The following is a 23,776-nucleotide window of genomic DNA, read 5'->3' as shown; positions in this document are numbered from 1 at the left end:
CCCATTGTCATCTGACGGTGCCCACATCCTAAGGAGCCAGCTTGTCTACGCCTGCCGAACCCTTGCGTTTGCTTTTGCTGGCAGATGAACCCGCGTGGGCTGCCGTCTTGCGTGATTGCCTGACGCCGCTGGCGGGCAGCGTGGTAATGCTGACCGCGCCAAATTGGGAAGCGGTAGACAGCCTGTTTGCCAATGACCGCAATGCCTTGGTGCTGGCGACCCCGCCATTGCAGCCAGCGCCTGGCCGCTGCATGTTGCCGATGGTGTTGTTGCTGGAGCACGAACCGCAGCTTCCACCGCCGGGCGTCAGCGACTGGCTGGTACTTGATCAACTGGGCCCCGATACCCTGCGCCGCTGCCTGCGCCATGTGCGTGAGCGCGGGGTGCTGGAAGCAACCCTGCAGCGTCTGGCCGAACAGGACCCGTTGACCGGTATTGCCAACCGCCAGGGTTTTCAGACCCTGCTGGCTGCGCGCCTGGCCGACAACGAAGGGCGCGGCGTGGCCCTTGGGCACCTTGATCTGGACAACTTTCGCCGTGCCAACGATGCGCTTGGTCATCAGGCAGGTGACCGCCTGATTCTGCAGGTGGTCGGGCGCCTGAAAAGCCAGCTCGAAGCGGGCGATCAAGTGGCCCGCCTGGGCAGCGATGAATTTGCCCTGCTGATTGACACCCGCCGTGAGCCACAGCGTGCCGAGTGGATGGCCGAACGCATTACCGAGGCGCTGGCCGAGCCGTACTGGGTGGATGGCGAGAGCCTGTTGATTGGTTGCAGCCTGGGCGTTGCCCATGCCCGCGCACAAGGTGGCGCCGACCCCTTGATGTGGCATGCGCATATCGCCATGCAACAGGCCAAGGGCACGCAAGGCTGCACCTTTCATATCTTCAACGAGCGTATCAACCGCAACGCGCGCAGCCTGGCCGACTTGGAAAGCGAACTGCGTCGCGCCTTGCGCCGTGACGAACTGGAACTGCACTACCAGCCGCGGCTGGACATGGCCGACGGGCACATCGTCGGCTTGGAAGCGCTGGTGCGCTGGCGCCATGCTGAACGAGGCTTGCTGCCGCCCAGCGAGTTTGTACCGCTTGCCGAGCAGAGCGGCTTGATTGTGCCCTTGGGCTACTGGGTGATTTCCCGTGCCCTGCGCGATATGCAGGCGCTGCGTGAACAGGGCCTGGCGCCGTTGCACATGGCGGTGAACCTGTCGTTTCGCCAGTTCCAGGACAGCCAGCTGTTGAGCACCCTGAGCCGCCTGATTATCGAGCATGGCGTTGATGCGCGCTGGCTGGAATTCGAGCTTACCGAGACGGCGGTGATGCGCCGTAATGACCTGGTCGAGCAGACCATGGATGCGCTCGGGCGTCTGGGTGTGCGCTTTTCCCTCGATGACTTTGGCACCGGTTTTTCTTCCTTCGTGCACCTGAACAGCCTGCCGATCACCTTGCTCAAGGTCGACCGCAGCTTTGTCGGCGGCATGGAAAAGCGCGAAGAGAACCGCAAGCTGGTGCACGCCATGATCAACCTGGCGCACAACCTTAACCTTGAGGTGGTGGCTGAAGGTGTGGAAACCCCGGAGCAGATGGACCTGTTGCGCAGCTTCAACTGTGACCAGGTGCAGGGATTTCTGATCAGCCGGCCGTTGCCGATTGATGAGCTGATGACATTTTTGTTGAGTGGTTCGGCGCGTCAGGTGGCGGCTTTGTAATAACGCATCGCGGGGCAAGCCCGCTCCCACCGGCTGTGTGGGAGCGGGCTTGCCCCGCGATCGAACCCTCAAACCACCGAAGCAGCAGCCTTATTCACCTTACCCAACCCACCCAACAAACGCTTCATCCGCCACTCGAACGCCAGCGTCAGGCTCACCGCCGCACACGCCAGGCCCAGTGCCAGCCCCCACCACACGCCTACCGCACCCATACCTAAGGTAAAGGCCAGCAACCACGCGGCCGGAGCGCCGATCACCCAATAGCAGAACAAGCCGACCAGGAAAGTGGTCTTGGCATCTTTAAGGCCGCGAATCGAACCCATGGCGATGGTTTGCACACCGTCAAACAGCTCGAACCAGGCGGCAACCATCAGCAGACTCACCGCCAACTGGATGATGTCGGCAAAGGCCGGGTCGCCGTGGTCGAGGAACAGGCCCACCAGTGGATCGGGCAGCAGCCAGAACAGAATGGCGAACATCAGCATCATCGCTGCGCCAAACCCGATACCGACGCGGCCAGCATGGCGTGCGCCGAGCAGGTTGTCGGCCCCGTAATACAGGCCTACGCGCATGGTCACGGCATACGACAAGCCGGCCGGGATCATGAACGCCGTGGAGACAATCTGCAGGGCGATTTGATGAGCCGCCAGCTCGGTGCTGCCCAATACGCCCATGCACAGCGCAGCAAAGGCAAACAGCCCGACCTCTACGGTGTAGGTGCCGCCAATCGGTAGGCCCAGGCGCCACAACTCGCGCAAGGCCGGCCAGGACGGGCGGCTCAAACCCTTGCTGATCGGGTAGGGCACATAAGCCGGGTGCCAGCGGATGTACAGGGCCATGGCCACGGCCATGCAGTTGGCAACGATGGCGGTCACCAGGCCGATACCCACCAGGCCCAATTTCGGCAGGCCGAACATGCCTTCGATCAACGCGTAGTTGAGCAGGAAGTTGGCCACGGTCCCCACCAGGCTGATCACCATCACCGGCGTTGAACGGCCAATGGCGCTGGTAAAGCCGCGCAGGGCCATGAAGCTCAGGTAGCCGGGCAGGGCAAGTGGCAGCAGCAGCAAAAACTGCGCGGCGGCTTCAACGTTGTTCGGGCTCTGACCGAGCAGCAACAACACCGGCTCCAGGTTCCACAACACCAGCGCCGCGACCAGGGCCATGGCCCAGGCCAGCCATAGCCCGGCTTGCGTCAGGCGGGTGGCGCCGGCGATGTCACCGGCCCCCTTGCGAATGGCGACCAACGTGCCGACCGCAGCAATTACCCCCAGGCAGAAAATCGACACGAACGAATAACTCGCCGCACCCAGACCACCGCCGGCCAGGGCCTGAGGGCTGATACGCGCCATCATCAGAGTGTCGGTCAGCACCATCAGCATGTGCGCCAGCTGCGAGGCGATCAGCGGACCGGCCAGGCGCAACAGGGCCTTGAGTTCATGAGTGGGTGCAGCCTGCATTGGATCGTCCTTTTTGACGCGGTATTAGGGAAAGCCTGAAATTCTCATCCTTTGTGCGGTTATTCGCAAAAGGATAAAAACGATCGGTGGCATGATTAAAACTCATGCCGGTATGATCCAATGCATTGTTCTGAAGCGCTGTGGAGGATTCGCTCATGTCCCGTCGTTTGCCGCCGTTGTATGCCTTACGTGCGTTCGAGGCGGCTGCCCGGCACAGCTCCTTCACCCGCGCCGGGGATGAGTTATCGATCACCCAGAGCGCGGTCAGCCGCCATATCCGCACCCTGGAAGAGCACTTCGCCTGTCGCTTGTTCGTGCGTAATGGCCGCAGCCTGCAGCTGAGCGAAGCTGCGCGGTTGTTGCTGCCGGGCGTGCGTGAAGGCTTTGCGGCGCTGGAGCGTGCCTGCAATACCTTGCGCAGCGAAGACGACATCCTGCGCATGAAAGCGCCTTCAACCCTGACCATGCGCTGGTTGCTGGCGCGTCTGAGCCGCTTTCGTCACCTGCAGCCGGGTAACGAAGTGCAACTGACCAGCGCCTGGATGGACGTCGATCATGTTGACTTCAACCATGAGCCGTTCGACTGCGCGGTGTTGTTGGGCGACGGTCACTTTCCGCCTGATTGGGAAGTGGCACGCTTGTTTTCAGAATTGCTGATCCCGGTGGGGGCGCCCGACTTGCTGGCCGAAGGGCCTTGGGACGTCAAGCGCCTGGCCGGTATCGAACTGCTGCACCCCACACCCGACAAGCGTGACTGGCGCAGTTGGCTGGCGCGCATGGGGTTGACCGACAAGGTCTCGCTCAAGGGTGGCCAGGTGTTCGACACCCTGGAACTGGGCATGATCGCTGCCGCGCGGGGTTACGGAGTGTCGATGGGTGATTTGCTGATGGTGGCCGAAGACGTTGCGCAAGGGCGCTTGAGCCTGCCCTGGCCAACAGCAGTGGCCAGTGGTCTGGACTATTACCTGGTGTGGCCGAAAACCCGTCCGGGCGGTGAGCGACTGCGGCGCCTGAGTGACTTCCTGCAGGGCGAGGCCGATGCCATGGACTTGCCCAAGGTGGAAGTGCTCACCTGACCCTGTGGGGCAACTGTCTTGCACCACCTGTAGGAGCGGGCTTGCCCCGCGATTACGGTGTGTCAGCCAAATCGCATCGCGGGGCAAGCCCGCTCCTACAGGGTTAGAGGCTGGGCAAATCCAGGGCCTGGGCGCAGGCCTGTAGTGAGCGCTGCTGGCTCTGGGCATAGAGCGCCAACTCATCCTGCACCGGCATGCCCAGCGCCTGTTCAAAGGCATCTCGGTTGGCATTGCTGCCGTATTCGCTCTGGGCATCGTCACCCAGGTTGGACTGGAAAATCCCGGCAGCGCTGACCGGCAGGAAGTCTTCGTACACCAGCGCTTCGAAATGCACATGCCCGGCGTCGATCAGGCCCTGCAGCGAGGTCGGGCGCTCTGCATCACCGCGTGCCGCCAGGCCGCGTTCGGTGGCGAAGTAACGGAAATACGCCAGGCCTTGTTCGCGCATCTGCGCAAGGTCATCCGGAAAGGCCTGGAAGCTGTCGCTCAGCAGGCGCATGTAACGCTCGGCATTGGCTTCGGCCGGTACTCCGCCCAAGGCATCGCGGGCAGCATCGAGCAGTTGGTCATACAGCTGGCGGCCCTTGGGCGTCAGCGCTGCGCCACGTTGTTCTATCTCACCGAAGCGCGCCGTGTGGCTGCCACCGGCAGTGCCCTGTTGATCACTGAACACGACCTTTTCCTGCAGGGCCTTGAAGCTGGTCTGGCGCAGCAGGATCGGGCAACGGCGCGGCGGCGGGCCTTCGATCACCGCCTTGGGCGGAATGCCTTTGGCCGGCATACCCAGCTGGATCGCATCGATATCCAGGGTGCGCGGCGTCAGGTGGTTGATGTGCGGGCCTTTGAAGGCCACCACGTCGGCAATCAGGCGATGCTGGTCATGCAGTTGTTGATACTGCTCGGCGGTGACCGTAGCGTCGTGGTGCCAGCGGAAGGTGTGCAAGGCCTCATCAACGAACGTGCGGGCATCGTCGGCGTTAAGGCCGCCTTCGCGCTCGAACTGTTGGATCAGTTGCAGGGCGCGCGGGGTAAAGATCTGGCGCTTGGCGAGGATCTGCCGGGACAGTTCGCGCAGGGCCGGGTTGTCGATCAACTCCAGGCGCAACAGTGAGGTGAAGACCCGGAACGGACTGATATGCAGCGACTGTTCATGCACCGCACGAAATGCCGTGGAGTGCACCGGCACACCCGCCGAACTGAGGTCGTAATAACCCACCGGCTGCATGCCCATTACCGCGAACAAGCGGGCGATGGTCGCCAGCTCTTCAGCGCTGCCGACGCGAATCGCGCCGTGACGCTCGTGGTCCAGACGCTCGATTTCACCGGTCCAGCGCAGGGCTTGGGCCACTTCTGGCTGCTCGGCCATGACCTGCTGGTTGACCTCGCTCACCAGCGACAGCAGGGTGCCGTACAACGGCACCTCTTGCTTGTACATGAGCGACATGGCGGCGGAGAACTGCGCGCGAATGCTGTCCGGGCTGACGAAATCTTGAGCGGGCATCGAAAGCTTCCTGGTGAGTGGGCACCCCTACATGAAAGCGAGGAATGCACTGCGGCGGCAAGCGAAAAAAAGTCGATGAGTCATTCCGTAGATTCTTGATCTACACGGCCAACTCGGCAGCGATCCAGTCTACCAGTGCGCGCACCTTGGGGACTTCTGCCGCGTGCTCGGCAAAGGCCAGGAAGTGTGAGCCGTTGCTGCGCATGCTGTGCTGCCACGGCACGATCAACTTGCCTTCGGCCAGTTCCTCAGCCACCAGATAGCGCGGCACCAAGGCCACACCGCAGCCAGACTGGGCGGCACTGAGGCTCATATAAAACGTGTCGAAGCGTGGCCCGTGGTAGCTGTGGGCCGAATGTAAGCCTTGCTCAAGGAACCACTCATGCCAGGCCTCAGGGCGCGCGGTGCTTTGCAGCAGCACCAGTTCGGACAGCTCGCTGGCGTCGCTCAGGGTGCGGCCTTGCATCAGCTCCGGGGCGCAGACCGGCACCACCTCTTCACCGAACAGCTCGATGCAGGTAGCGCCCGGCCAGGTGCCCTGGCCGAAGAAAAACACCACATCAGCCTTGCCCTGCAACAAGGCGAACGGCTCCATTTCGTTACGGATATCCAAGTGGATATTCGGATGGCGCTTGCCGAAGCCTTTAAGGTGCGGAATCAGCCAGCGCACGCCAAAACTCGGTTGGGTAGCTACCGTCAGTACTTCGGTTTGCTCGCCATAGGAGAGGATGTAGCGGCTGGACATATCGACCTGGGTGAGGATCTTGTTGACCTCGGCCAGGTACAGCGCGCCTGCTGGCGTCAGTTGCAGGCGACGGCGGATGCGCAGGAACAGGTGATGACGCAGCATCTCTTCAAGTTGCGCAACCTGCTTGCTCACCGCACTTTGGGTCAGGTGCAGTTCCTCGGCGGCGCGAGTGAAGCTCAAGTGTCGCGCAGCAGCCTCGAAACACTGCAGGGCGGCCATCGATGGCACCAAGCGTTTGGACATTGCAGTCTCTAAGCAGGTAGATCATTACCTGGCGGAATGATGTGCGGAATAAAGGTCGTTTGTTGCACCAGAGTGATCGGATTAATACTGATCCGAATCACGATTTCAACCACTCATCGCATTGCAGGAGAAGAAAATGGTTGATGGACTGCTTGACCGCCTTGGTGTCCCGGCCAGTGCCTACACGCATGGCAACCATCCCGTTCACACCCCTATCGATGGCAGCGCGATTGCCTCGGTGCACCTGGAGAGCAAAGCCCAGGTTGTGGCCAAGATCGACAAGGCCGAGCAGGCATTCCAGGCCTGGCGTAATGTTCCCGCGCCGCGTCGCGGTGAGTTGATTCGCCTGTTTGGTGAAGTGCTGCGTGAAAACAAGGCGGCGCTTGGCGAACTGGTTTCCGTCGAAGCCGGTAAGATCACTCAGGAAGGCCTGGGTGAAGTGCAGGAAATGATCGACATCTGCGACTTCGCCGTTGGCCTGTCGCGCCAGTTGTACGGTTTGACCATCGCCTCCGAGCGTCCTGGCCACCACATGCGTGAAACCTGGCACCCACTGGGGGTGGTCGGGGTGATCAGCGCCTTCAACTTCCCGGTTGCGGTGTGGGCCTGGAACACCACCCTGGCACTGGTGTGCGGCAACGCGGTGGTGTGGAAGCCTTCGGAGAAAACCCCGCTCACTGCGCTGGCCTGCCAGGCACTGTTCGAGAAGGCCCTGAAGGCGTTCGGTGAAGCGCCAGAAGGCCTGAGCCAGTTGATTATTGGTGACCGCGAAGCCGGTGAAGCCCTGGTTGATGACCCGCGCGTGCCGCTGGTCAGCGCTACCGGCAGCACACGCATGGGGCGTGAAGTCGGCCCGCGGGTTGCCGCCCGTTTCGGTCGCAGCATCCTTGAACTGGGTGGCAACAATGCCATGATCCTGGCGCCTAGCGCAGACCTGGACCTGGCGGTGCGCGGCATCCTGTTCAGTGCCGTCGGTACTGCGGGCCAGCGTTGCACCACACTGCGTCGCCTGATCGTGCACCGTTCGATCAAAGATGAAGTGGTAGCCCGGGTCAAAGCCGCTTACGCCAAGGTGCGAATTGGCGACCCGCGCAAGGACAACCTGGTCGGCCCGCTGATCGACAAGCTTTCCTTCAACGCCATGCAAGACGCGCTGGCCCGTGCCCGCGATGAGGGCGGCCAAGTGTTTGGTGGTGAACGCCAACTGCAGGAGCAGTACCCGAACGCTTACTATGTTTCGCCTGCCATTGCCGAGATGCCAGCCCAGAGCGCCGTGGTCCGCCACGAGACGTTCGCACCGATTCTCTACGTGTTGGCCTATGACGACTTCGAAGAGGCGCTGCGCCTGAACAACGAAGTGCCGCAAGGATTGTCGTCGTGCATCTTCACCACCGACCTGCGTGAAGCCGAGCGCTTCCAGAGTGCGTCGGGCAGTGATTGCGGCATTGCCAACGTCAACATCGGCACCAGCGGTGCTGAAATCGGTGGTGCGTTTGGTGGTGAGAAAGAAACCGGTGGCGGCCGTGAGTCGGGTTCCGATGCCTGGAAAGCCTACATGCGTCGGCAAACCAACACCGTGAACTATTCGCGTGAGCTGCCGTTGGCTCAGGGGATTGTGTTTGACTGAACTGTAGGAGCGGGCTTGCCCCGCGAGGCGGTGTGTCTGACAAATCGCTATCGCGGGGCAAGCCCGCTCCTACGGACAATAAGAACAATCAAGGAAACCGGCCATGCCAGAGCTGCGCCAACACTGTTTGTGGGAACACGTAACCAAGCAAGCTGCGCCGCTCAACAAGCTGACCAGCGAACTCAAGGCCGATGTCTGTGTGATCGGCGGTGGTATTACCGGCCTCAGCGCAGCCCTGCATTTGTTGGAAGCGGGCAAGTCGGTGGTGTTGCTTGAGGCCTGGAAAATCGGCCACGGCGGTTCCGGGCGCAACGTCGGGTTGGTCAACGCCGGTACCTGGATTCGCCCCGATGACGTCGAGGCCACCCTGGGGCAACAGCAAGGTAGCCGCCTGAACAAGGTATTGGGCGAAGCCCCGGCTGAAGTCTTTGCCACCATCGAACGCTTGGGTATCGATTGCCAGGCACACAACCGCGGCACCCTGCACATGGCGCACAACGCCACGGGTGTTGCCGATCTCGAAGCACGGCATCAGCAATGGAGCCGTCGCGGTGCAGACGTTGAGCTTTTGACCGGCGCGCGCTGTGAGGAGTATTGCGGTACCGACAAGATTTCCGCCGCGCTGCTCGATCGCCGCGCTGGCACCATCAATCCCATGGCTTATACCCAAGGCCTGGCCGCAGCTGTCAGCCGCCTGGGTGGGCAGATTTTTCAGCAATCAGCCGTCGAAGGGCTGGAGCGCGAAGGTCGCAGCTGGCGGGTGAAAACCGCCAACGGCGCGGTGACGGCCGACAAGGTGGTGATCTCCACCGGTGCTTACACCGAAGGCGACTGGACCACCCTGCAAAAGCATTTCTTCCGCGGTTACTACTACCAGGTTGCCTCCACACCGCTGCACGGCGCTGCCGCTGACAACGTGCTCAAACACGGCCAGGGCTCGTGGGATACCCGCACGGTGCTGAGCAGCATTCGTCGTGATGATGAGGGCCGTCTGTTGCTCGGTAGTCTCGGGCGTGTGGATAACAAACCCAGCTGGTTCATCCGCAGTTGGGCCGACCGCATCCAGAATCACTACTTCCCGCAGTTGGGCAAGGTTGAGTGGGAAATGCACTGGACCGGCTGCATCGACTTCACCCCCGATCACCTCATGCGCCTGTTCGAACCGGCTCCGGGCCTGGTTGCCGTGACGGGCTACAACGGCCGTGGCAACACCACCGGCACGGTTATCGGCAAGGCCTTTGCCCAGTTCCTGCTGCAGGACAATCCGGACGCTTTGCCAATCCCGTTCTCGGCCATGAAACCCGTGTCGGCACCGGCGCTGCGCACCGGCTTCTACGAAACCGGCTTCTCGCTGTATCACGCCGGGCAATGCTTGCGCGTGGTGCTCTGATCGTTACTTGTGCAGCCAGCTGAGAAAGCCGCCTTTCTTGATGGCTGCCGGTTTCTGCTCCAGTAACGACTGGCGGTTTTGCTGGCGGAAGCGTTGCAGCTTGATCAATGCCGTTTTCACCTCGGCACGTTGTTCCAGGCAGCTGCGCACTTCGGCTTTGTCGATGCGGTAGAGGACGCAACTGGTGAGGGTGCGGAACTCGGCGTTGGAGTCTTCTGATTCCAGCAACCCTTCCACACCCAGCACCTCACCCGGTCCCATGCGGCCCGCCTCGATTTGCTTGTCACCATCGCGGATGCCCGCCGAAACCACTCCGGTGCCGATCACCAGCAGATAGTCTGAACTGTCGCCTACGCCAAGGATCACCTGATCGGCCAGGTATTCGACAGCGGTCATGCGTTGGCTGAGGCTGTCTTTCTCTTCACTGCTCAGCGAGCGGAAGATCCGCACATCTTCAAGCAGTGCGCGTTGGCGGCTCCAGGCGTGCGGGGTCAGGGTGTCGGCATTCCACACCACGCCGGCTGCTTCCAGATGGCGGTGGGCGAGGTCGAACATGTGGTTACGCACTTCGGTTTTCTGGCTCATGGCACTGACAAAGCCACTCGCTTCGTATTCCACCGACTCCAGGCTAGCACTCTTGATGATCACTTTCGGCGCTGGCGAGCTCAGCAGGGAGCGGGTGCCTTGCAGGGTTTTTTCCAGTGCATCCAACACACGCCGGGGGCGTACTTTGGCGGGCACCACGACGCTGATCGATACCCCATGCACATCGTTGGGCTGGCTGAAATTGAGCAGCTTGGCCTTGGCCGCCACCGAGTTGGGAATCACCGCCAGGCTACCGTTGCCAGTGAGCAATCGGGTGGCACGCCAGTCGATGTCGATGACCTTGCCTTCGGTGCCGTCGATGCTGATCGAGTCGCCAATCTGGTAGGGGCGAGTGGTGTTGAGGACGATCCCGGAAAACACGTCACTGAGCGTGCTCTGCAACGCCAGGCCGATGACAATGGCCATCACCCCGGAAGTGGCCAATAGTCCTTTGACGGGTAGCTGCAGCACATAAGCCGCTGCAGCAACAATGGCGATGAGGAAAATCACCGCCCCTAGTACATCCTGCAACAGGCGCCCGGTATGGCTGCTGCGTGACACCAGGATCACGCCGAGCACCACGGTCATGGTGCGCGCCGCGAATAACCACCAACCGATGCCCAGCACCGTAGCCAGCAGATTGCGCGCCAGGTCATCGGCCCACGGTGCCGGTTGCAGCGGGCTGACACCGCTGCTGATCAGCACCCAGGTAAACACCAGGAACATGCCCAGGCGCAGGCCGATACGCAGGGCCCGCCGCTGCACCGGAATGAAATGCCAGAGCAGCATGTCGAGTACGATCAGCAGAATGCCGATCAGCAGTGGATAACTCTGGATTAGCGCAATCATACCGGTCTCGCGGCGGTGGACTGCTGCTAGTAAAGAGCAGGTTGTGGGCAATTACTACTGCCCTGTGGGCTTAGAACATCACATAGACGCTGGCGCTGGTCTGGTCCAGATCGATATCGCCGACTTTCAGTACTTCCTGCTCCAGACGCACGCCAACGTTGCGCAGTACATCCATCTCGACACCGAGGCCGTAGGTCATGTCCAGATCGCTGCTGTCGCCAGCGACATCTTTGTCAGCATCCCAGGCATGCACCCCGGCACTGGCGAACAGGCGAATACGCTGACCGATCGGAAAGCCCAGATGGGCGGCGGCCTGCACGGAGTGACCGTCGAAGCTGCCGTATTTACCGCCGAGATCGCCCAGGTCTACCCAGGCACCTTCTACGGCCAGGTAAGGGTTGAGGCGGTAGCCGACAAACGCCTTGTAGGCGGTGTCGTCATCACTGAGCTGGTGTTCGTCGGCCTCCACGCGGGTGACACCGCCACCCAGGTAAAGGCCACGGTCATCGGCCATGACGTTCAGCGAGGTGAATACACAGAAGGCAGCTACAAGCTGTTTTGCAACGTTCATCGTTTCTCCAACGAGGTGTGGTCAATGAGGCAGGCGGGAGGGATCAAGCCGATCCCTTGCGTTGAAATTCCCGGTCCAGGCGTTCACGGATCAGCTGCGCGGCGCTGTCCATGGCGGGGTAGAGATCCTCGATGGCAGGCCCCTGGTCTTGGCCAATGTTCTTGCCGGTGGCGCGGTCTACCGCGTGGCTGAGGGTTTCGCCGCTGAGGCTGTCGCGGACTTCGCTTTGTACGAACAGGTACAGGGTTTCGTCGCGAATACCGGTGGCGTGCAGCGAGAGGCCAACCAGCATGCCGATGGGGATGTATTCGGTGACATTCGGATCACGCGGTGCGCGTTCAATATCGGCAATCGATACATTCAGCGACAGCGCCTTGGCGGCGGGTTTATCGACCAGGCGATAACCTGCAGTGGTCAGTTGTTTTTCCAACTGGCTGCGGAAGTGTTGGCGCAGCTTATTTGCATCGCCAGCAAACTGGGCAAAGCGTGGATCCTTACTGTCGAAGGAAAACGTTTTAGGCAAGTTGATGAATATTGTTTTGTCATGATTCTGTGACAAAGGTGCGGCGGACTTTTTCCAGGCAACACTGCCGTCACTGTGTTCAATCACCTGCTGTGTTGCTTTGGGTTGCGTCTCGGCTGGCATGGTGGTGTCGATGCTGGGAGCCATCGAGCAACCAAACAGGCTCATCGGGAAGAGAAAAATGCAGAGTTTTTTAAGCGGCATGTACGTTCCTGTTGGCGTCACATAGAGGTGAGCGGCGTATCCCCACTCTGGCCGGTGAGTGGGGAAAACAGGAATCAAAAATCGTTATTTATGCCCGCAAACGCACGTCGGCTGCGGTTGCTGTCACTTGTTCATGCAGCGCATGCGATCAAGTTCAAGAAAGTAGTAGCACAAAGCCTCACTATTGGTAGGGATTACTACCAGGCTGAGAATAGAGCCAAGCCTGAAGTATTGCCGGGCAAACAGCAGCTCTGAATGGCGGCTGACGTCGAACAGCTCGGTGTGCGTGCTGGCCTGAAGATCTTCGACCTTGATCTTTATACGACTGTGCGAAATGTCTACCAGCGATGCACCCACGGCAACGTGGCGTTCTTTATCGCCCAGGCGCTCCAGCACACTGATCACAGCGCTTGGCTCGCTGATGGTCAGTGCCTCTTTGGACTCCATGATTTCCTGCCCGATGTAATTGCGCCCCTCCGACCGATAAGGCTGGCTGTTCGCGTAAGGGCGAGGCAGGGTTATTAACAGCAATGCCAGGCAGATCGAAAAAACTGCAGCGATAATTAGCCAGTGCCGTCGTGCGGATTTATTGTTAATCATCATTCACCGCTCACGCACTTTTTCAACATGTTGGTAAGGGCTTCGTCCTTGACTTGGAATTCGAGGTTGTAAGTTTTCCCCGTTTTTCTAATACAGGACAGGTTAATGCGCGAGCCTGTTCGGCTGATAAAAATCTGACCGTTCAAGTTTTCTTCGCTCATGTTTAAACTCAGCACTTCTGACTTGAGCGCATCAACGGCTGTTTGGCTTTTGCCTACTGCCGAGATTGAAAGTTCGCCATGCTGAATAACGGCAATATTTAATTCACTGACTGGCTCGTACCATACATACAAGCGCCAAATTGAAAAGATAGCGAATAGGGCTGCAGCCATATAACCGAGCCGTACGGCAATTCCCAAGGAGGCTTTTTTTGCAGGTGCGGCGTCGATTACCGCAGCGGGTGGGGCGCTGGGCTCAGGAGCGGGTTGTGCTGGCGCTTGCTCGGCGTCGGCCTCGGCTTGAGACACAACATAATCGCTGTTGAAACGGTAACCCCGGCGCGGCACGGTGATCACGATCTCGTGATCCTTGCCGTCGCCGAGAATGTTTCTCAGCATGAAAATCGACTGGTTCAGGCTACCTGCCGAGACAACGCGGTCATCCCAGGCAAACTCCAGAATGGCCTCGCGTGAACAGATGGCCCCTGCGTCCATCAGCAAAAGTTCAAGAATGCGAGACTCGGCGCGGGCGAGCGTGAGCTCCTCGGTGGCGCCATGAATTCTGTGAATGATTATCTTGCAGTGTTCGGAATTAAACTCCACAAGCTCGCTGTTTTTTAGTCGAAATTGGTAGATCATCCAACAGTACGCGTGTTGTGGAATTAGCCGCTATTATAAGGCTCGCCATCAATGAAGCAAGTCGATGGAATGTGCTTGCCCTGGCCTTAATGTATAAATAGACTATTGGGCTATATATATTTCAATGTTGAAATAAATGCTCAGTGCGTAGTTGTCGGGCGGTACTGCAGTGCCTCGGCAAGGTGCGCTCTGCCAATGCGTTCGACGTGTTCAAGATCGGCTAGCGTGCGGGCTACCTTCAGCAAACGGTGTGCAGCCCGCAGCGACAACGTGAGGCGTTCGCAGGCGCTTTCCAGCCAGTGCTGGTCGGCTGTGGATAACTCGCAGTACTGGCGCAAACCCGGTAAATCCAGAAACGCATTGGCGCAGCCCTGGCGTTGTTGTTGCAGCGCTCTGGCAGTGGCAACGTGCGTTGCGACGGTGGCACTGCTGTCGCCCTGCTGGTCGGTCGGGCATAACGCCGTTGCTTCACGGGCGACGGTCAGGTGCAGGTCAATGCGATCGAGCAGCGGGCCGGACAGTTTGTTGCGGTAGCGCTGGATCTGATCGCTGCCGCATCGGCAGCGTCCGGTTGGGTCGCCAAGATATCCACAGGGGCAGGGGTTCATGGCCGCAACCAATTGGAAGCGTGCCGGAAAGCGGATCTTGTCTTTGGCCCGGGCAATGACGATTTCGCCAGACTCCAGTGGCTCGCGCAGCACCTCCAACACCCGCCGTTCAAACTCCGGCAATTCATCAAGAAACAGCACGCCATGGTGAGCCAGGGTAATTTCACCGGGTTGCGGGCGACTGCCACCGCCCACCAGCGCAGCACCAGAGGCCGAATGATGAGGATGCCGGAACGGGCGTTGCGGCCAACTGCTCAAGGGCACATGGCTGGCAACGGACTGAATCGCAGCCACCTCCAATGCCTCGCGCTCATCAAGCGGTGGCAGCAGGCCGGGCAGGCGGCTGGCGAGTAAGGTTTTGCCGGTGCCTGGAGGGCCGCTGAAAAGCAGATTATGGGCGCCTGCTGCAGCGACCAGTAGCGCACGTTTGGCCGCCACCTGCCCCTGAACTTCATTGAGATCGGGGTAGGGCCTTACCTGTAATACCAGGCCGTTGGCGTTGTAGGGCGTGATTGGCGCCTGGCCGTTGAAATGGCCTATCAGCTCCAGCAAATGGCCAACCGCGTACACCACCAGCCCCGAGGCCAGGCACGCTTCTTCAGCGTTCTCCTTCGGCACCACCAATGCCCGCCCGGCTTCCCGCGCGGCCAGAGCGGCCGGCAGCACACCCTGAACGGGGCGTATCGCGCCCGACAGGGCCAGTTCACCCAGGCATTCGATGTCTTCCAGTACTTTGAACGGGAACTGCGCATTGGCCGCAAGAATGCCCAAGGCGACAGCCAGATCGAAGCGCCCGCCGTCTTTGGGTAAATCGGCGGGTGCCAGGTTGAGGGTGATACGCCTCGCGGGAAACTCCAGGCCTGAATTGAGAATCGCGCTGCGGACCCGGTCTTTGCTTTCCTTGACCGTGGCTTCAGGCAGGCCCACCAGCGTGAGGGCGGGCAGGCCATTGGCCAAATGGGCTTCGACACTGACAGCCGGGGCCGAAACACCGACCTGCGCGCGGCTATGGACTAAGGCGAGGGACATGAACGCTCCGTGTTCTGTGCGGGGCCGCGTCCTGCGGCATTCAAAGCATAGTGGTGCGTTCAGGGCGAGGGCAGGGAAGAGTGAGTCAGGTTTTTACAACACACCCCTTCGGTGGGGCTTGCCCCGCGATGCGATGCACAGGGTCGCTCATAAGGAGGTGATCCTTATCGAAAACTGAAAAATGCATCATATATGAGTCAAGTGCTAATCTTTAGCGCAGAGTGTCTTGTATACGGTGCAATTATGGAATCCATAGGGCTGACCATTAAGCGTCTGCGCAAAGAAAAGGGCCTTTCCCAATCAGATCTGGCAAGCCAGTTGGGTATGAGCCGCTCAACGATCTCCAGCATTGAGAACAACACTGTGGCAGAGATCGGGATTCGCAAGGTAGAAGCGATCTTGAACGTGTTTGGGTACACCTTGGCCGCTGTTGCTCAGCGCCGCAGGCCAACGCTCGATCAGTTGAAGGAGACAAACTTCCATGGGCAGTGATGCTCTGAATGTAGCCGTACGTGGTGAGTCCATTGGCGATTTAGCCCGAGCTGACTCTGCACCTGGAGCTACCTCGTTCAGGTACCGCCAATCAGCGGACGACAGCCAAGCCGTGTCGTTGACGATGCCTGTCCGCCGAGATGATTACCTTTGGGAGCAAGGGTTGCATCCCATCTTCGAGATGAACTTGCCTGAAGGCTATCTCAGAAGCCGTTTGCAGCAGATGTTTTCAAAGGTCATCCGTGGCTTTGATGACCTGGATCTGCTCAGCATTGTTGGTCCCCACCAGTTGGGTCGGGTAATCGTGGGAGGGCAGTCCGATGGCTCGATGCCGGGGACCTCGATCAATGAGCTACTTGTCTATGACGGCGCGCACGGATTGTTCGAAGATCTGCTGACCACATATGCCAAGTACTCTGGTGTCTCCGGGGTGCAGCCGAAGGTACTGGTGCGGGACGAAGGGGCAGATGATTTCGATCGGGTTACCCACAGGGGAGCAACGCACATCGTCAAAGCCTGGCGTGCTGAAGACTACCCTGAGCTGGCAGCAAATGAGTTCTTTTGCATGAGAGCAGCTGAGCTGGCTGGTCTGGCTGTGCCGAAATTCCAGTTGAGCAGTGGCGGTAAGTTTCTAATTGTTGAGCGGTTCGATATCGACGATCAGGGTTATCTGGGCCTTGAGGACTTCTGCGTGCTCAATGGCTGGGGAGCCAAGCGTAAGTACGATGGTAGCTATGAGGGGGGGGCGCGACAGATAAAACTGATGGTCGAGCCGTCACTGGTCCAGGAGTCGTTGCTCCAGTACTTTCGGTGCGTGGCGCTATCGGCGGCGGTGAGAGGTGGTGACGCCCACCTGAAAAATTTCGCGCTACTGTATAACAACACCGGTGATGATGCCGTGATTAAGCTGGCTCCTGCTTATGACATCGTTACCACAACTCCCTACAACCCGCAGGACATGATGGCGCTGATGATGGAGGGGAGTAAGGCTTTCCCGAAGCATAAGAGGTTGGCCCAGTTTGGACGCGTGATGTGTGGGTTTACTGAGCGAGCTGTTGGACAAATCCTGCAAGAAATCGCCGATGGCATCAGCGATGCCCGAAAAGAAATGGTTGAGTACATTGAGAGCAACCCTCAATTCGAGTTAATCGGTACCAAGATGCTGGATGCCTGGAATGCTGGCGTGACTCGTAGCCTGATGTCGGAGAGGCGGGCTAAGGTCATTGACATGGGCGAGGCACAAAAACCAGCCTCACCCAGAGAAGGGTCCCAGTAGGTAAGTACCTAAGGCTTCGTTAGGAAGCCTTAGGCCGAGTGCCAACGGGGTGGCCCGTGAGGATGATCATCCAGGCACATCACATCGCGGGGCAAGTCGGGTCGCCGCACCGCCGCTCCTACAGTTTGTAGTGGTTTTCTGTCAGACGCTTCTGAATCATACTGCCGGCGCCGCTGCTCTATTGCGCCCACTCAGGTGCCTGCCTACCCTGCGACTGTCGTTGCCAATTCAACGACCGGATGTCGCAGTCCAGGCGTAGTAGAGCCCCATTTTCCTGCAACAGGTTAATGGCGGCTGTGCGTGGGGCACCTTCGGGTGCGCCGGTTCCTATGCCCGGTCTGCGAACCCGCGTACAGCTGCCACCCATTCGTTTCGCAGCGAGCGGTGGTAGCTCCACATGCATAGGAGTTGCCTGATGAAAAAGTCTGTTCCCGATCCGCCCGACCTGCCATTTGTCACAACGGTCGAAAGGCCTGTCGCCAGTTGCCCCGAGCATCTGCCGTTGTTTTCTGTGTGTACGGGTGTCAGCGCTGAAGACGCGCTGGTGCACGCATCGCTCTATCTCAGATGCGCCAGCGTCAATGTCGAACAGGTTGTGCAGTACGTGGGTGAGCCAGGGCGGAGTTATGCCTGGTCGGTCCAGCATTCTGTTGAGCTGGCGCGGGCGTTGATCGATTCGTTGATCGACGGGATTGAGCTACAGCGTTTGCCCGGCTGAGGATGCAGGCAATCGCCTGTTTGTGGGAGCGGGCTTGCCCCGCGAAGCGATGTGTCTGAACGACCGCAATCGCGGGGCAAGCCCGCTCCTACGCTTAGAGGCGTGCTTCCATTTCGGCAACTTTGGCCTCAAGGGCTTCAAGGCGCGCACGGGTGCGGGCAAGGACCACCATCTGGCTGTCGAACTCTTCCCGGCTGACCAGCTCCAGTTTGCTGAATCCACTTTGCAGCAGGGCTTTGAGCTGGCTTTCCAGTTCGGCGCGTGGCTGCGAGGTGTCGCCGCTGAACAGGCGCGAGGCTTGGTCGCTCAGGGCGTCGAGAAAGGCTTTGGGCGCGAGCATGTTCGGCTATCCGCTGTTTCGAAGTGGGGCGCCAGTGTAGCACGCAGTTTTACTCGCCTTGCGCTGCACGCTTTTTGCGCATCGCGGTGAATCGCCGCGCACCGTATTTGTGCAGGTAGACGGTGCTGGCGACTGGCCTCTCACCAGCGTTCAACGTAAGTGCCTGTAATTGGGTGATTTAGCGGTTCTGGCAAGCTTTCTGCAAAGACCATCGTGACCCATGCACTGATGCAGTCACTGTGACGAGGCAGGGTGCAAGCGGGGCATCCAGCTGTTTCGGTCGACGATGCGTTACAAAGCCAGGCGCTGCGCTTAGACTTGAGTCGGGTTTGTTTTCCTGGGGCAAGTCCACCAATTCGGGAGAGAGTTTCATGAAGCTAGTCACTGCCATCATCAAGCCGTTCAAGTTGGACGACGTGCGCGAGTCGCTGTCTGAAATCGGCGTGCAGGGTATTACTGTCACTGAGGTCAAAGGCTTCGGTCGGCAGAAGGGCCACACCGAGCTGTATCGCGGTGCTGAGTATGTGGTTGATTTCCTGCCCAAGGTGAAGATCGACGTCGCCATCGACGACAAGGATCTGGACCGGGTCATTGAAGCGATTACCAAGGCCGCCAACACCGGCAAGATCGGTGACGGGAAAATTTTCGTAGTCAATCTGGAGCAGGCGATTCGCATCCGTACCGGCGAAACCGATACCGACGCGATCTAAAAAAAAGCCTCACCAAACCCCAACGCCCCAGGAGATAACAACATGACTCTGCGTCAATTCGCAGGGCTAGGAGCCCTTTTGTCCCTCGTAATGCCCGGCCTGGCCCTGGCAGAGGAGGCAGCCCCCGTCCTTAACTCCGGCGACACCGCCTGGATGTTGACCGCCACCGCGTTGGTGCTGTTCATGACCATCCCAGGTCTGGCCCTGTTCTATGGCGGTATGGTGCGTTCCAAGAACGTGCTGTCGGTGATGATGCAGTGCTTTGCGATTACCGGCCTGATCAGCGTCTTGTGGGTGGTTTTCGGCTACAGCCTGGCCTTCGATACCACGGGTATGGAGCAAGGTGTAGTTAACTTCAATTCTTTCGTTGGTGGCCTGTCCAAAGCCTTCCTGGCTGGCGTGACGCCTGCGAGCCTGACTTCTCCGGCGGCGTTGTTCCCTGAAGCGGTCTTCATTACTTTCCAGATGACCTTCGCGATCATCACTCCGGCGCTGATCGTCGGTGCCTTTGCCGAACGTATGAAATTCTCGGCCATGCTGATCTTCATGGCCATCTGGTTCACCCTGGTGTACGCACCGATTGCGCACATGGTCTGGGCCGGCAATGGCGGCCTGATGTGGGACTGGGGCGTGCTGGACTTCGCTGGCGGCACCGTGGTGCACATCAACGCCGGTATCGCCGGCTTGGTAGCCTGCCTGGTGCTGGGCAAGCGTAAAGGCTTCCCGACCACGCCGATGGCGCCGCACAACCTGGGTTACACCTTGATGGGTGCGGCCATGCTGTGGATCGGCTGGTTCGGCTTCAACGCAGGTTCTGCCGCTGCGGCGAACGGTACTGCAGGCATGGCCATGCTGGTGACTCAAATCGCCACCGCTGCGGCTGCCCTGGGCTGGATGTTCGCTGAATGGCTGACCCACGGTAAACCAAGCGCGCTGGGCATTGCCTCTGGTGTGGTTGCCGGCCTGGTCGCCATTACCCCGGCTGCGGGTACCGCTGGCCCGATGGGGGCTCTGGTGATCGGCCTGGTGTCTGGTGTGGTCTGCTTCCTCTGCGCCACCAGCCTCAAGCGCAAGCTCGGTTACGACGACTCTCTGGACGCCTTCGGCGTGCACGGTGTTGGCGGTATCGTCGGTGCCATCCTTACCGGTGTGTTCGCAGCCCCTGCACTGGGTGGCTTCGGCACCGTCGAGGACATCGGCGCGCAAGTCTGGATTCAGGCCAAAGGCGTTGGTTTTACCGTGATCTACACCGCGATCGTCACCTACGTGATCCTCAAGGTGCTGGACCTGGTGATGGGCCTGCGGGTTAACGAAGAAGAAGAGTCGGTCGGTCTCGACCTGGCGCAACACAACGAGCGTGGCTACAACCTGTAACTCGGCTCGAAAATTTGCCCGGCTTGCCGGGCATTTTTTTTGCCTGCGATTTGGCGCTTTTGCACAGCGCAAACGGTTTCTTGCGGCGCTTTTGCCATTGCTATTTTTGCTGGCTTCCCACAGGCAGAAAACTTACAGCTCAGAGTGATGGTTAGACGCTTTGTTTTTTTTCCCAGCACGCTAGAATGCGCGCCGAAGGGAGCTGACAAGCTGTCCGCAAACTTCGCTACCCTTTGCTAGGCTTGCCAATGAGCAGGCCGATCACGCCGGGGTAGGCCGACGGATGTTCTGTCGGCAGCTCTTTAATTTCGTCAGGCCCTGCCAAGAGCGGGGCTTGCACGGCGCGCGGCATATGCCATGGCGCACGCCTGAGGTGGCGGCAAACCCGCGACCCTGTGAATTTTTCCGGTGGCTGCCGATTCCCGGCGCTGCTGGTTCAAAACTAATCTGCTTTTCGCAAGTCATGAGGTAGAACATGAGCGACGACGATCTGGAAAATGACGACCTCGAAGTAGGCGACGAAGACGAAGGTGATGAAGGCCTCGAAGCGGCAGCTGATGATGTAACTGACGACAGCGGCGACGACAGCCCGACACCTGCTGCCAAAGGCAAGTCCAAGTCGGCTGCGGTCTCGGTCGATGAAATGCCGAGCATGGAAGCCAAGCAGAAAGAGCGTGACGCTCTGGCCAAGGCGATGGAAGAGTTCCTGGCCCGTGGTGGCAAGGTGCAGGAAGTGGAGGCCAACGTGGTCGCCGATCCGCCCAAGAAGCCTGACAACAAGTACGGTAGCCGCCCTATCTGAGTGGTTTCGTCAACAAGAAAGCCCGCCGTCGCTGCGGGCTTTTTTGTGGGTGTCGTGTAGCTGAACAGCGGAGCTGTGGGAGCGGGCTTGCCCCGCGAAGCAGGCACTGCGGTGAATGGCACGGGCTTCGCCCGTGTTCGCGGGGCAAGTCGGGTCGCCGCACCGCCGCTCCCACAGGTAGTGCAAAACAGTTGCTCCCACCGGGGGTTTCAGCGCCAGCTATTGAGCAGCTCAGGCAACTGCGAAAGGCGCTGGATCTCAGCGTCAGGACGGCTGTCGGCATCCCAGGTCTTGCCCTGGGGATTGAACCAGATCGCCCGCAGGCCTGCGCGCTGGGCTCCGGCGATGTCGTCACCGGGGTGGTCGCCGATATGCACGGCGGCGTGCGCCTCGACCTGGCCTTGGCGCAACGCTTCAAGGAAGGGTTTCGGGTCCGGTTTGCCAATGCCGACGTCTTCGGCGCACAGGGCAAATTTGAAGTAGTCGGCCAGCCCCAGGCGACGCACATCGGCATTGCCATTGGTGACCACGCCCAGGGTGTAGTGGTGACGGAGGATCTCCAGCACTGGCTGCACTTCCGGGAAAATATCGACCTGATGGCGGGCGTGAAGGAACACTTCGAAGCCTTCGTTGGCCAGCTCACGGGCTTTGTTTTCGCTGTAGCCAACATCCTCCAGGGCATGGAACAGCACGCGGCGGCGCAAGGCGCTGATGCGGTGTTTGAGCCCTGGCTCGGCCGCGACCAGGCGCTCGCGGATGCTGTACAGGTGCTCAACCGGCACTGCGCCCAGGTCGGGAGCATTGGCGGCTAGCCAGTCCCTGAGAACGGCCTCGGCGCTGAGGATGACCGGTGCGGTATCCCAGAGGGTGTCGTCGAGGTCGAAAGTGATCAGCTCGATGCTCATGAGTCGCTGCCCTTGCTGCGTTTGGCCCGCGGATGGGCGCTGTCATAGACGGCGGCCAAATGCTGGAAATCAAGGTGAGTGTAGATCTGTGTGGTGGCAATGTCGGCATGGCCAAGCATCTCTTGCACGGCGCGCAGGTCTTGCGACGACTCGAGCAAGTGGCTGGCAAACGAGTGCCGCAGCATGTGCGGGTGCAGGTTCTGGCCGAGTTCGCGCTCGCCGGCAGCCTGTACGCGCACCTGGATAGCCCGGGGGCCAAGACGGCGGCCCTGGCGGCTGACGAACACGGCGTTGTCTTGTGGCGCGCTGATGCCGCGCAGGGCCAGCCATTGCTCCAGGGCTTCGCGTGCCTTGCGGCCGACCGGCAGGACGCGGGTCTTGCTGCCCTTGCCGTGGACTTGCACCAGCCCTGCGGGCAAGTCGAGCTGGTCGGTGTTGAGGCTGGTCAGCTCCGACAGGCGCAAGCCCGAGGAGTAGAACAGCTCGAGCATGGCCTGGTCGCGGCGGGCGAGGAAGTCATCTTCCACGGCGCCGTCGAGCAGTTGCAGGGCACGGTCGGTGTCGAGGGTTTTCGGCAGCCGCCGTTCGCCTTTGGGCGCTGACAGGCCGTTGGCCGGGTCGTGGCTGCACAGGCCTTCGCGGTTGAGGTAGCGGTAGAAGCCGCGCACCGCCGAGAGCAGGCGGGCCAGGCTGCGCGATGACTGGCCCTGATGGTGCTGACGGGCGATGAACTGGCGCAGGTGCTGGATCTGCAGGGCATTCCAGCTGTCGATTCCGGCTTTGCTGCAGTAGGCCAACACGTTGTCGAGGTCGCGGCGGTAGGCCAGCTGGGTATGTTCGGATACCTGGCGTTCATTGCGCAGATGCGCGCAGAAAGCCTGTAGCTGGCGTTCCATCAGCGCACCGGGCGCAAGGTCTGGGTAAAGCGTGGCACCACGCGGCCGAGCACTTCGGCGATGTAGCTGAGGAACAGGGTGCCGACGCTGCTTTTGTAGTGCTGCGGGTCTCGGCTGGCGATCGCCAGTACGCCATGCAGGCCTTGATGGTTCAGGGTGGCAACGGCGGTAGAGCCGACTTCCTTGCGCTGGTCTTCGCCAAACAGGAAGTCCAGTTCATGCTCGCGCAGGTTGCCGCTGACGGTTTTACCGCTGCACAGCAGGCCACCGATGGCTTGCTGGGCGTCGGCGCTGTTGACCCAACGCCCCACTGGCGCGGCGCTGTCGCCGAACAGGATCAGGCTCACGAAGGGCACCTTGAATTCCTGGCGCAGGCTGTCTTCAACGGCCATGACCACGGTTTCCAGGCTGTCGGCATCGAGCAGGTCGAGAATCAGGCGGCGGGTTTTATCGAACAAGCGGTCGTTGTCGCGGGCCACGTCCATCAATTGCGAGAGGCGGTGGCGCATCTCGATATTGCGGTCGCGCAGCAGCTTGAGTTGGCGCTCCACCAGCGAAACGCTATCGCCACGCTGGTGGGGGATGTGCAACTCGCTGAGCAGTTCATCGTGCTCGGCGAAGAACGTCGGGTTGTCGCGCAGAAAGGCCACCACGGCATCAGCCCCGAAGGCGGGCGTCGAGCCCTCGGCGCTAAGGTCGGTGGGCTGTTCGGCAGGAGCCTGGGGCTGATCGGTCATGGTTGGCAC

The 23,776-nt window shown here is 60.2% G+C and carries 24 protein-coding genes; 10 read left to right on the top strand and 14 right to left on the bottom strand.

Translation table 11 applies throughout. From position 1 onward, the window contains the following. Positions 1 to 41: 41 nt before the first annotated feature. Complete coding sequence (locus tag ACP6KB_RS26935) at positions 42 to 1,706, top strand: putative bifunctional diguanylate cyclase/phosphodiesterase (RefSeq protein ID WP_442110772.1); 1,665 nt, start codon at positions 42 to 44, stop codon at positions 1,704 to 1,706. Positions 1,707 to 1,774: 68 nt separating this feature from the next. Here ACP6KB_RS26935 and ACP6KB_RS26930 read toward each other — a convergent pair whose 3' ends face one another. Both ACP6KB_RS26930 and ACP6KB_RS26925 read right to left on the bottom strand, forming a co-directional pair. Continuing rightward, positions 1,775 to 3,166 (bottom strand): NorM family multidrug efflux MATE transporter, encoded by a 1,392-nt coding sequence (locus ACP6KB_RS26930; protein ID WP_442110770.1) that lies wholly within the window; start codon positions 3,164 to 3,166, stop codon positions 1,775 to 1,777. Continuing rightward, entirely contained in the window at positions 3,144 to 3,323 is a 180-nt protein-coding gene (locus ACP6KB_RS26925; RefSeq protein ID WP_442110768.1) for a hypothetical protein, read from the bottom strand. Before ACP6KB_RS26925 ends, ACP6KB_RS26930 begins: the two co-directional genes overlap by 23 nt. Here ACP6KB_RS26925 and ACP6KB_RS26920 point away from each other — a divergent pair. Next, the gene (locus ACP6KB_RS26920) at positions 3,322 to 4,242 is read left to right on the top strand and encodes a LysR substrate-binding domain-containing protein (protein WP_442110766.1); all 921 of its coding nucleotides are present in this window, start codon (positions 3,322 to 3,324) and stop codon (positions 4,240 to 4,242) included. The two genes, ACP6KB_RS26925 and ACP6KB_RS26920, sit on opposite strands and share 2 nt — an antisense overlap. 103 nt (positions 4,243 to 4,345) lie before the next feature. Here the strand turns inward: ACP6KB_RS26920 and hglS are convergent, their stop codons facing one another. Together hglS and ACP6KB_RS26910 are read right to left on the bottom strand one after the other, a co-directional pair. Next, positions 4,346 to 5,743 carry a 2-oxoadipate dioxygenase/decarboxylase HglS gene (gene hglS, locus ACP6KB_RS26915; RefSeq protein ID WP_442110764.1) on the bottom strand — a complete coding sequence of 466 codons (1,398 nt, stop codon included), beginning with the start codon at positions 5,741 to 5,743 and terminating at the stop codon, positions 4,346 to 4,348. Positions 5,744 to 5,843: 100 nt separating this feature from the next. Beyond that, the gene (locus ACP6KB_RS26910) at positions 5,844 to 6,734 is read right to left on the bottom strand and encodes a LysR family transcriptional regulator (protein ID WP_442110762.1); all 891 of its coding nucleotides are present in this window, start codon (positions 6,732 to 6,734) and stop codon (positions 5,844 to 5,846) included. Positions 6,735 to 6,870: 136 nt separating this feature from the next. On the opposite strand from ACP6KB_RS26910, the gene amaB reads away from it, so the two are divergent. Together amaB and amaA are read left to right on the top strand one after the other, a co-directional pair. After that, positions 6,871 to 8,361: an L-piperidine-6-carboxylate dehydrogenase gene (amaB, locus tag ACP6KB_RS26905; RefSeq protein ID WP_442110760.1), complete on the top strand. Its 1,491-nt coding sequence runs from the start codon at positions 6,871 to 6,873 to the stop codon at positions 8,359 to 8,361. 103 nt (positions 8,362 to 8,464) lie between these two features. After that, positions 8,465 to 9,751 (top strand): L-pipecolate oxidase, encoded by a 1,287-nt coding sequence (amaA, locus tag ACP6KB_RS26900; protein WP_442110758.1) that lies wholly within the window; start codon positions 8,465 to 8,467, stop codon positions 9,749 to 9,751. Between the two features lie 3 nt (positions 9,752 to 9,754). Here amaA and ACP6KB_RS26895 read toward each other — a convergent pair whose 3' ends face one another. The 6 genes from ACP6KB_RS26895 to ACP6KB_RS26870 form a co-directional block, all read right to left on the bottom strand. Beyond that, positions 9,755 to 11,185, bottom strand: coding sequence for a mechanosensitive ion channel domain-containing protein (locus tag ACP6KB_RS26895; protein ID WP_442110756.1), 1,431 nt, complete (start codon positions 11,183 to 11,185; stop codon positions 9,755 to 9,757). Between the two features lie 70 nt (positions 11,186 to 11,255). Next, positions 11,256 to 11,756: an outer membrane beta-barrel protein gene (locus ACP6KB_RS26890; RefSeq protein ID WP_442110754.1), complete on the bottom strand. Its 501-nt coding sequence runs from the start codon at positions 11,754 to 11,756 to the stop codon at positions 11,256 to 11,258. A gap of 43 nt (positions 11,757 to 11,799) precedes the next feature. Continuing rightward, positions 11,800 to 12,483 (bottom strand): DUF3313 domain-containing protein, encoded by a 684-nt coding sequence (locus ACP6KB_RS26885; protein WP_442110752.1) that lies wholly within the window; start codon positions 12,481 to 12,483, stop codon positions 11,800 to 11,802. 123 nt (positions 12,484 to 12,606) lie between these two features. After that, a complete protein-coding gene (locus ACP6KB_RS26880) occupies positions 12,607 to 12,930 on the bottom strand; it encodes a hypothetical protein (protein WP_442110750.1) in 324 nt (107 codons plus the stop codon). A 152-nt stretch (positions 12,931 to 13,082) separates the two neighbouring features. Next, positions 13,083 to 13,880, bottom strand: a complete 798-nt coding sequence (locus ACP6KB_RS26875) for a winged helix-turn-helix domain-containing protein (protein ID WP_442110748.1) — start codon at positions 13,878 to 13,880, stop codon at positions 13,083 to 13,085. A gap of 140 nt (positions 13,881 to 14,020) precedes the next feature. Continuing rightward, complete coding sequence (locus tag ACP6KB_RS26870) at positions 14,021 to 15,517, bottom strand: YifB family Mg chelatase-like AAA ATPase (protein WP_442110746.1); 1,497 nt, start codon at positions 15,515 to 15,517, stop codon at positions 14,021 to 14,023. Positions 15,518 to 15,760: 243 nt separating this feature from the next. Between ACP6KB_RS26870 and ACP6KB_RS26865 the strand changes: the two genes are divergently transcribed. From ACP6KB_RS26865 to ACP6KB_RS26855, 3 genes are all read left to right on the top strand, one after another. After that, the gene (locus ACP6KB_RS26865) at positions 15,761 to 16,009 is read left to right on the top strand and encodes a helix-turn-helix domain-containing protein (RefSeq protein ID WP_442110744.1); all 249 of its coding nucleotides are present in this window, start codon (positions 15,761 to 15,763) and stop codon (positions 16,007 to 16,009) included. Next, positions 15,999 to 17,285, top strand: coding sequence for a type II toxin-antitoxin system HipA family toxin (locus ACP6KB_RS26860; protein ID WP_442110742.1), 1,287 nt, complete (start codon positions 15,999 to 16,001; stop codon positions 17,283 to 17,285). The genes ACP6KB_RS26865 and ACP6KB_RS26860 overlap by 11 nt, the downstream gene beginning before the upstream one ends. Positions 17,286 to 17,700: 415 nt before the next feature. Next, a complete protein-coding gene (locus ACP6KB_RS26855) occupies positions 17,701 to 18,003 on the top strand; it encodes a DUF6124 family protein (protein ID WP_442110740.1) in 303 nt (100 codons plus the stop codon). A gap of 94 nt (positions 18,004 to 18,097) precedes the next feature. Here the strand turns inward: ACP6KB_RS26855 and ACP6KB_RS26850 are convergent, their stop codons facing one another. Beyond that, on the bottom strand, positions 18,098 to 18,343 hold the full coding sequence (locus tag ACP6KB_RS26850; RefSeq protein WP_442110738.1) for an accessory factor UbiK family protein: 246 nt from the start codon (positions 18,341 to 18,343) through the stop codon (positions 18,098 to 18,100). Between the two features lie 371 nt (positions 18,344 to 18,714). Between ACP6KB_RS26850 and glnK the strand changes: the two genes are divergently transcribed. The 3 genes from glnK to sutA all read left to right on the top strand — a co-directional run bounded on the left by glnK (position 18,715) and on the right by sutA (position 21,229). Then, complete coding sequence (gene glnK / locus ACP6KB_RS26845) at positions 18,715 to 19,053, top strand: P-II family nitrogen regulator (protein WP_002555808.1); 339 nt, start codon at positions 18,715 to 18,717, stop codon at positions 19,051 to 19,053. Positions 19,054 to 19,095: 42 nt separating this feature from the next. Then, entirely contained in the window at positions 19,096 to 20,427 is a 1,332-nt protein-coding gene (locus ACP6KB_RS26840; RefSeq protein ID WP_442110736.1) for an ammonium transporter, read from the top strand. 475 nt (positions 20,428 to 20,902) lie between these two features. Next, complete coding sequence (gene sutA, locus ACP6KB_RS26835; RefSeq protein WP_442110734.1) at positions 20,903 to 21,229, top strand: transcriptional regulator SutA; 327 nt, start codon at positions 20,903 to 20,905, stop codon at positions 21,227 to 21,229. Positions 21,230 to 21,438: 209 nt separating this feature from the next. Here the strand turns inward: sutA and ACP6KB_RS26830 are convergent, their stop codons facing one another. The 3 genes from ACP6KB_RS26830 to ACP6KB_RS26820 are packed head-to-tail and all read right to left on the bottom strand — an operon-like array spanning position 21,439 to position 23,767. Next, complete coding sequence (locus ACP6KB_RS26830; RefSeq protein ID WP_442110732.1) at positions 21,439 to 22,134, bottom strand: HAD family hydrolase; 696 nt, start codon at positions 22,132 to 22,134, stop codon at positions 21,439 to 21,441. Continuing rightward, on the bottom strand, positions 22,131 to 23,030 hold the full coding sequence (gene xerC / locus ACP6KB_RS26825) for a tyrosine recombinase XerC (protein WP_442110731.1): 900 nt from the start codon (positions 23,028 to 23,030) through the stop codon (positions 22,131 to 22,133). The genes ACP6KB_RS26830 and xerC overlap by 4 nt, the downstream gene beginning before the upstream one ends. Next, positions 23,030 to 23,767: a DUF484 family protein gene (locus tag ACP6KB_RS26820; protein ID WP_442110729.1), complete on the bottom strand. Its 738-nt coding sequence runs from the start codon at positions 23,765 to 23,767 to the stop codon at positions 23,030 to 23,032. Before ACP6KB_RS26820 ends, xerC begins: the two co-directional genes overlap by 1 nt. Positions 23,768 to 23,776: the final 9 nt, after the last annotated feature.

Origin of the sequence: Pseudomonas sp. NUPR-001, assembly GCF_052147955.1 — a bacterium.
Taxonomy (GTDB): Bacteria; Pseudomonadota; Gammaproteobacteria; order Pseudomonadales; family Pseudomonadaceae; genus Aquipseudomonas.
This window is presented reverse-complemented; position numbering and strand designations above follow the sequence as displayed.

Bases quoted from the DNA above. Each gene is read 5' to 3' on its own strand.
- ACP6KB_RS26875 (WP_442110748.1), bottom strand. From the start codon at position 13,880: ATGATCTACCAATTTCGACTAAAAAACAGCGAGCTTGTGGAGTTTAAT.
- ACP6KB_RS26910 (WP_442110762.1), bottom strand. From the start codon at position 6,734: ATGTCCAAACGCTTGGTGCCATCGATGGCCGCCCTGCAGTGTTTCGAG.
- glnK (WP_002555808.1), top strand. From the start codon at position 18,715: ATGAAGCTAGTCACTGCCATCATCAAGCCGTTCAAGTTGGACGACGTG.
- ACP6KB_RS26895 (WP_442110756.1), bottom strand. From the start codon at position 11,185: ATGATTGCGCTAATCCAGAGTTATCCACTGCTGATCGGCATTCTGCTG.
- ACP6KB_RS26920 (WP_442110766.1), top strand. From the start codon at position 3,322: ATGTCCCGTCGTTTGCCGCCGTTGTATGCCTTACGTGCGTTCGAGGCG.
- ACP6KB_RS26820 (WP_442110729.1), bottom strand. From the start codon at position 23,767: ATGACCGATCAGCCCCAGGCTCCTGCCGAACAGCCCACCGACCTTAGC.
- ACP6KB_RS26890 (WP_442110754.1), bottom strand. From the start codon at position 11,756: ATGAACGTTGCAAAACAGCTTGTAGCTGCCTTCTGTGTATTCACCTCG.
- ACP6KB_RS26850 (WP_442110738.1), bottom strand. From the start codon at position 18,343: ATGCTCGCGCCCAAAGCCTTTCTCGACGCCCTGAGCGACCAAGCCTCG.
- ACP6KB_RS26865 (WP_442110744.1), top strand. From the start codon at position 15,761: ATGGAATCCATAGGGCTGACCATTAAGCGTCTGCGCAAAGAAAAGGGC.
- ACP6KB_RS26870 (WP_442110746.1), bottom strand. From the start codon at position 15,517: ATGTCCCTCGCCTTAGTCCATAGCCGCGCGCAGGTCGGTGTTTCGGCC.
- ACP6KB_RS26880 (WP_442110750.1), bottom strand. From the start codon at position 12,930: ATGGAGTCCAAAGAGGCACTGACCATCAGCGAGCCAAGCGCTGTGATC.
- xerC (WP_442110731.1), bottom strand. From the start codon at position 23,030: ATGGAACGCCAGCTACAGGCTTTCTGCGCGCATCTGCGCAATGAACGC.
- ACP6KB_RS26830 (WP_442110732.1), bottom strand. From the start codon at position 22,134: ATGAGCATCGAGCTGATCACTTTCGACCTCGACGACACCCTCTGGGAT.
- ACP6KB_RS26930 (WP_442110770.1), bottom strand. From the start codon at position 3,166: ATGCAGGCTGCACCCACTCATGAACTCAAGGCCCTGTTGCGCCTGGCC.
- ACP6KB_RS26885 (WP_442110752.1), bottom strand. From the start codon at position 12,483: ATGCCGCTTAAAAAACTCTGCATTTTTCTCTTCCCGATGAGCCTGTTT.
- ACP6KB_RS26925 (WP_442110768.1), bottom strand. From the start codon at position 3,323: ATGAGCGAATCCTCCACAGCGCTTCAGAACAATGCATTGGATCATACC.
- ACP6KB_RS26840 (WP_442110736.1), top strand. From the start codon at position 19,096: ATGACTCTGCGTCAATTCGCAGGGCTAGGAGCCCTTTTGTCCCTCGTA.
- ACP6KB_RS26855 (WP_442110740.1), top strand. From the start codon at position 17,701: ATGAAAAAGTCTGTTCCCGATCCGCCCGACCTGCCATTTGTCACAACG.
- amaA (WP_442110758.1), top strand. From the start codon at position 8,465: ATGCCAGAGCTGCGCCAACACTGTTTGTGGGAACACGTAACCAAGCAA.
- amaB (WP_442110760.1), top strand. From the start codon at position 6,871: ATGGTTGATGGACTGCTTGACCGCCTTGGTGTCCCGGCCAGTGCCTAC.
- hglS (WP_442110764.1), bottom strand. From the start codon at position 5,743: ATGCCCGCTCAAGATTTCGTCAGCCCGGACAGCATTCGCGCGCAGTTC.
- sutA (WP_442110734.1), top strand. From the start codon at position 20,903: ATGAGCGACGACGATCTGGAAAATGACGACCTCGAAGTAGGCGACGAA.
- ACP6KB_RS26860 (WP_442110742.1), top strand. From the start codon at position 15,999: ATGGGCAGTGATGCTCTGAATGTAGCCGTACGTGGTGAGTCCATTGGC.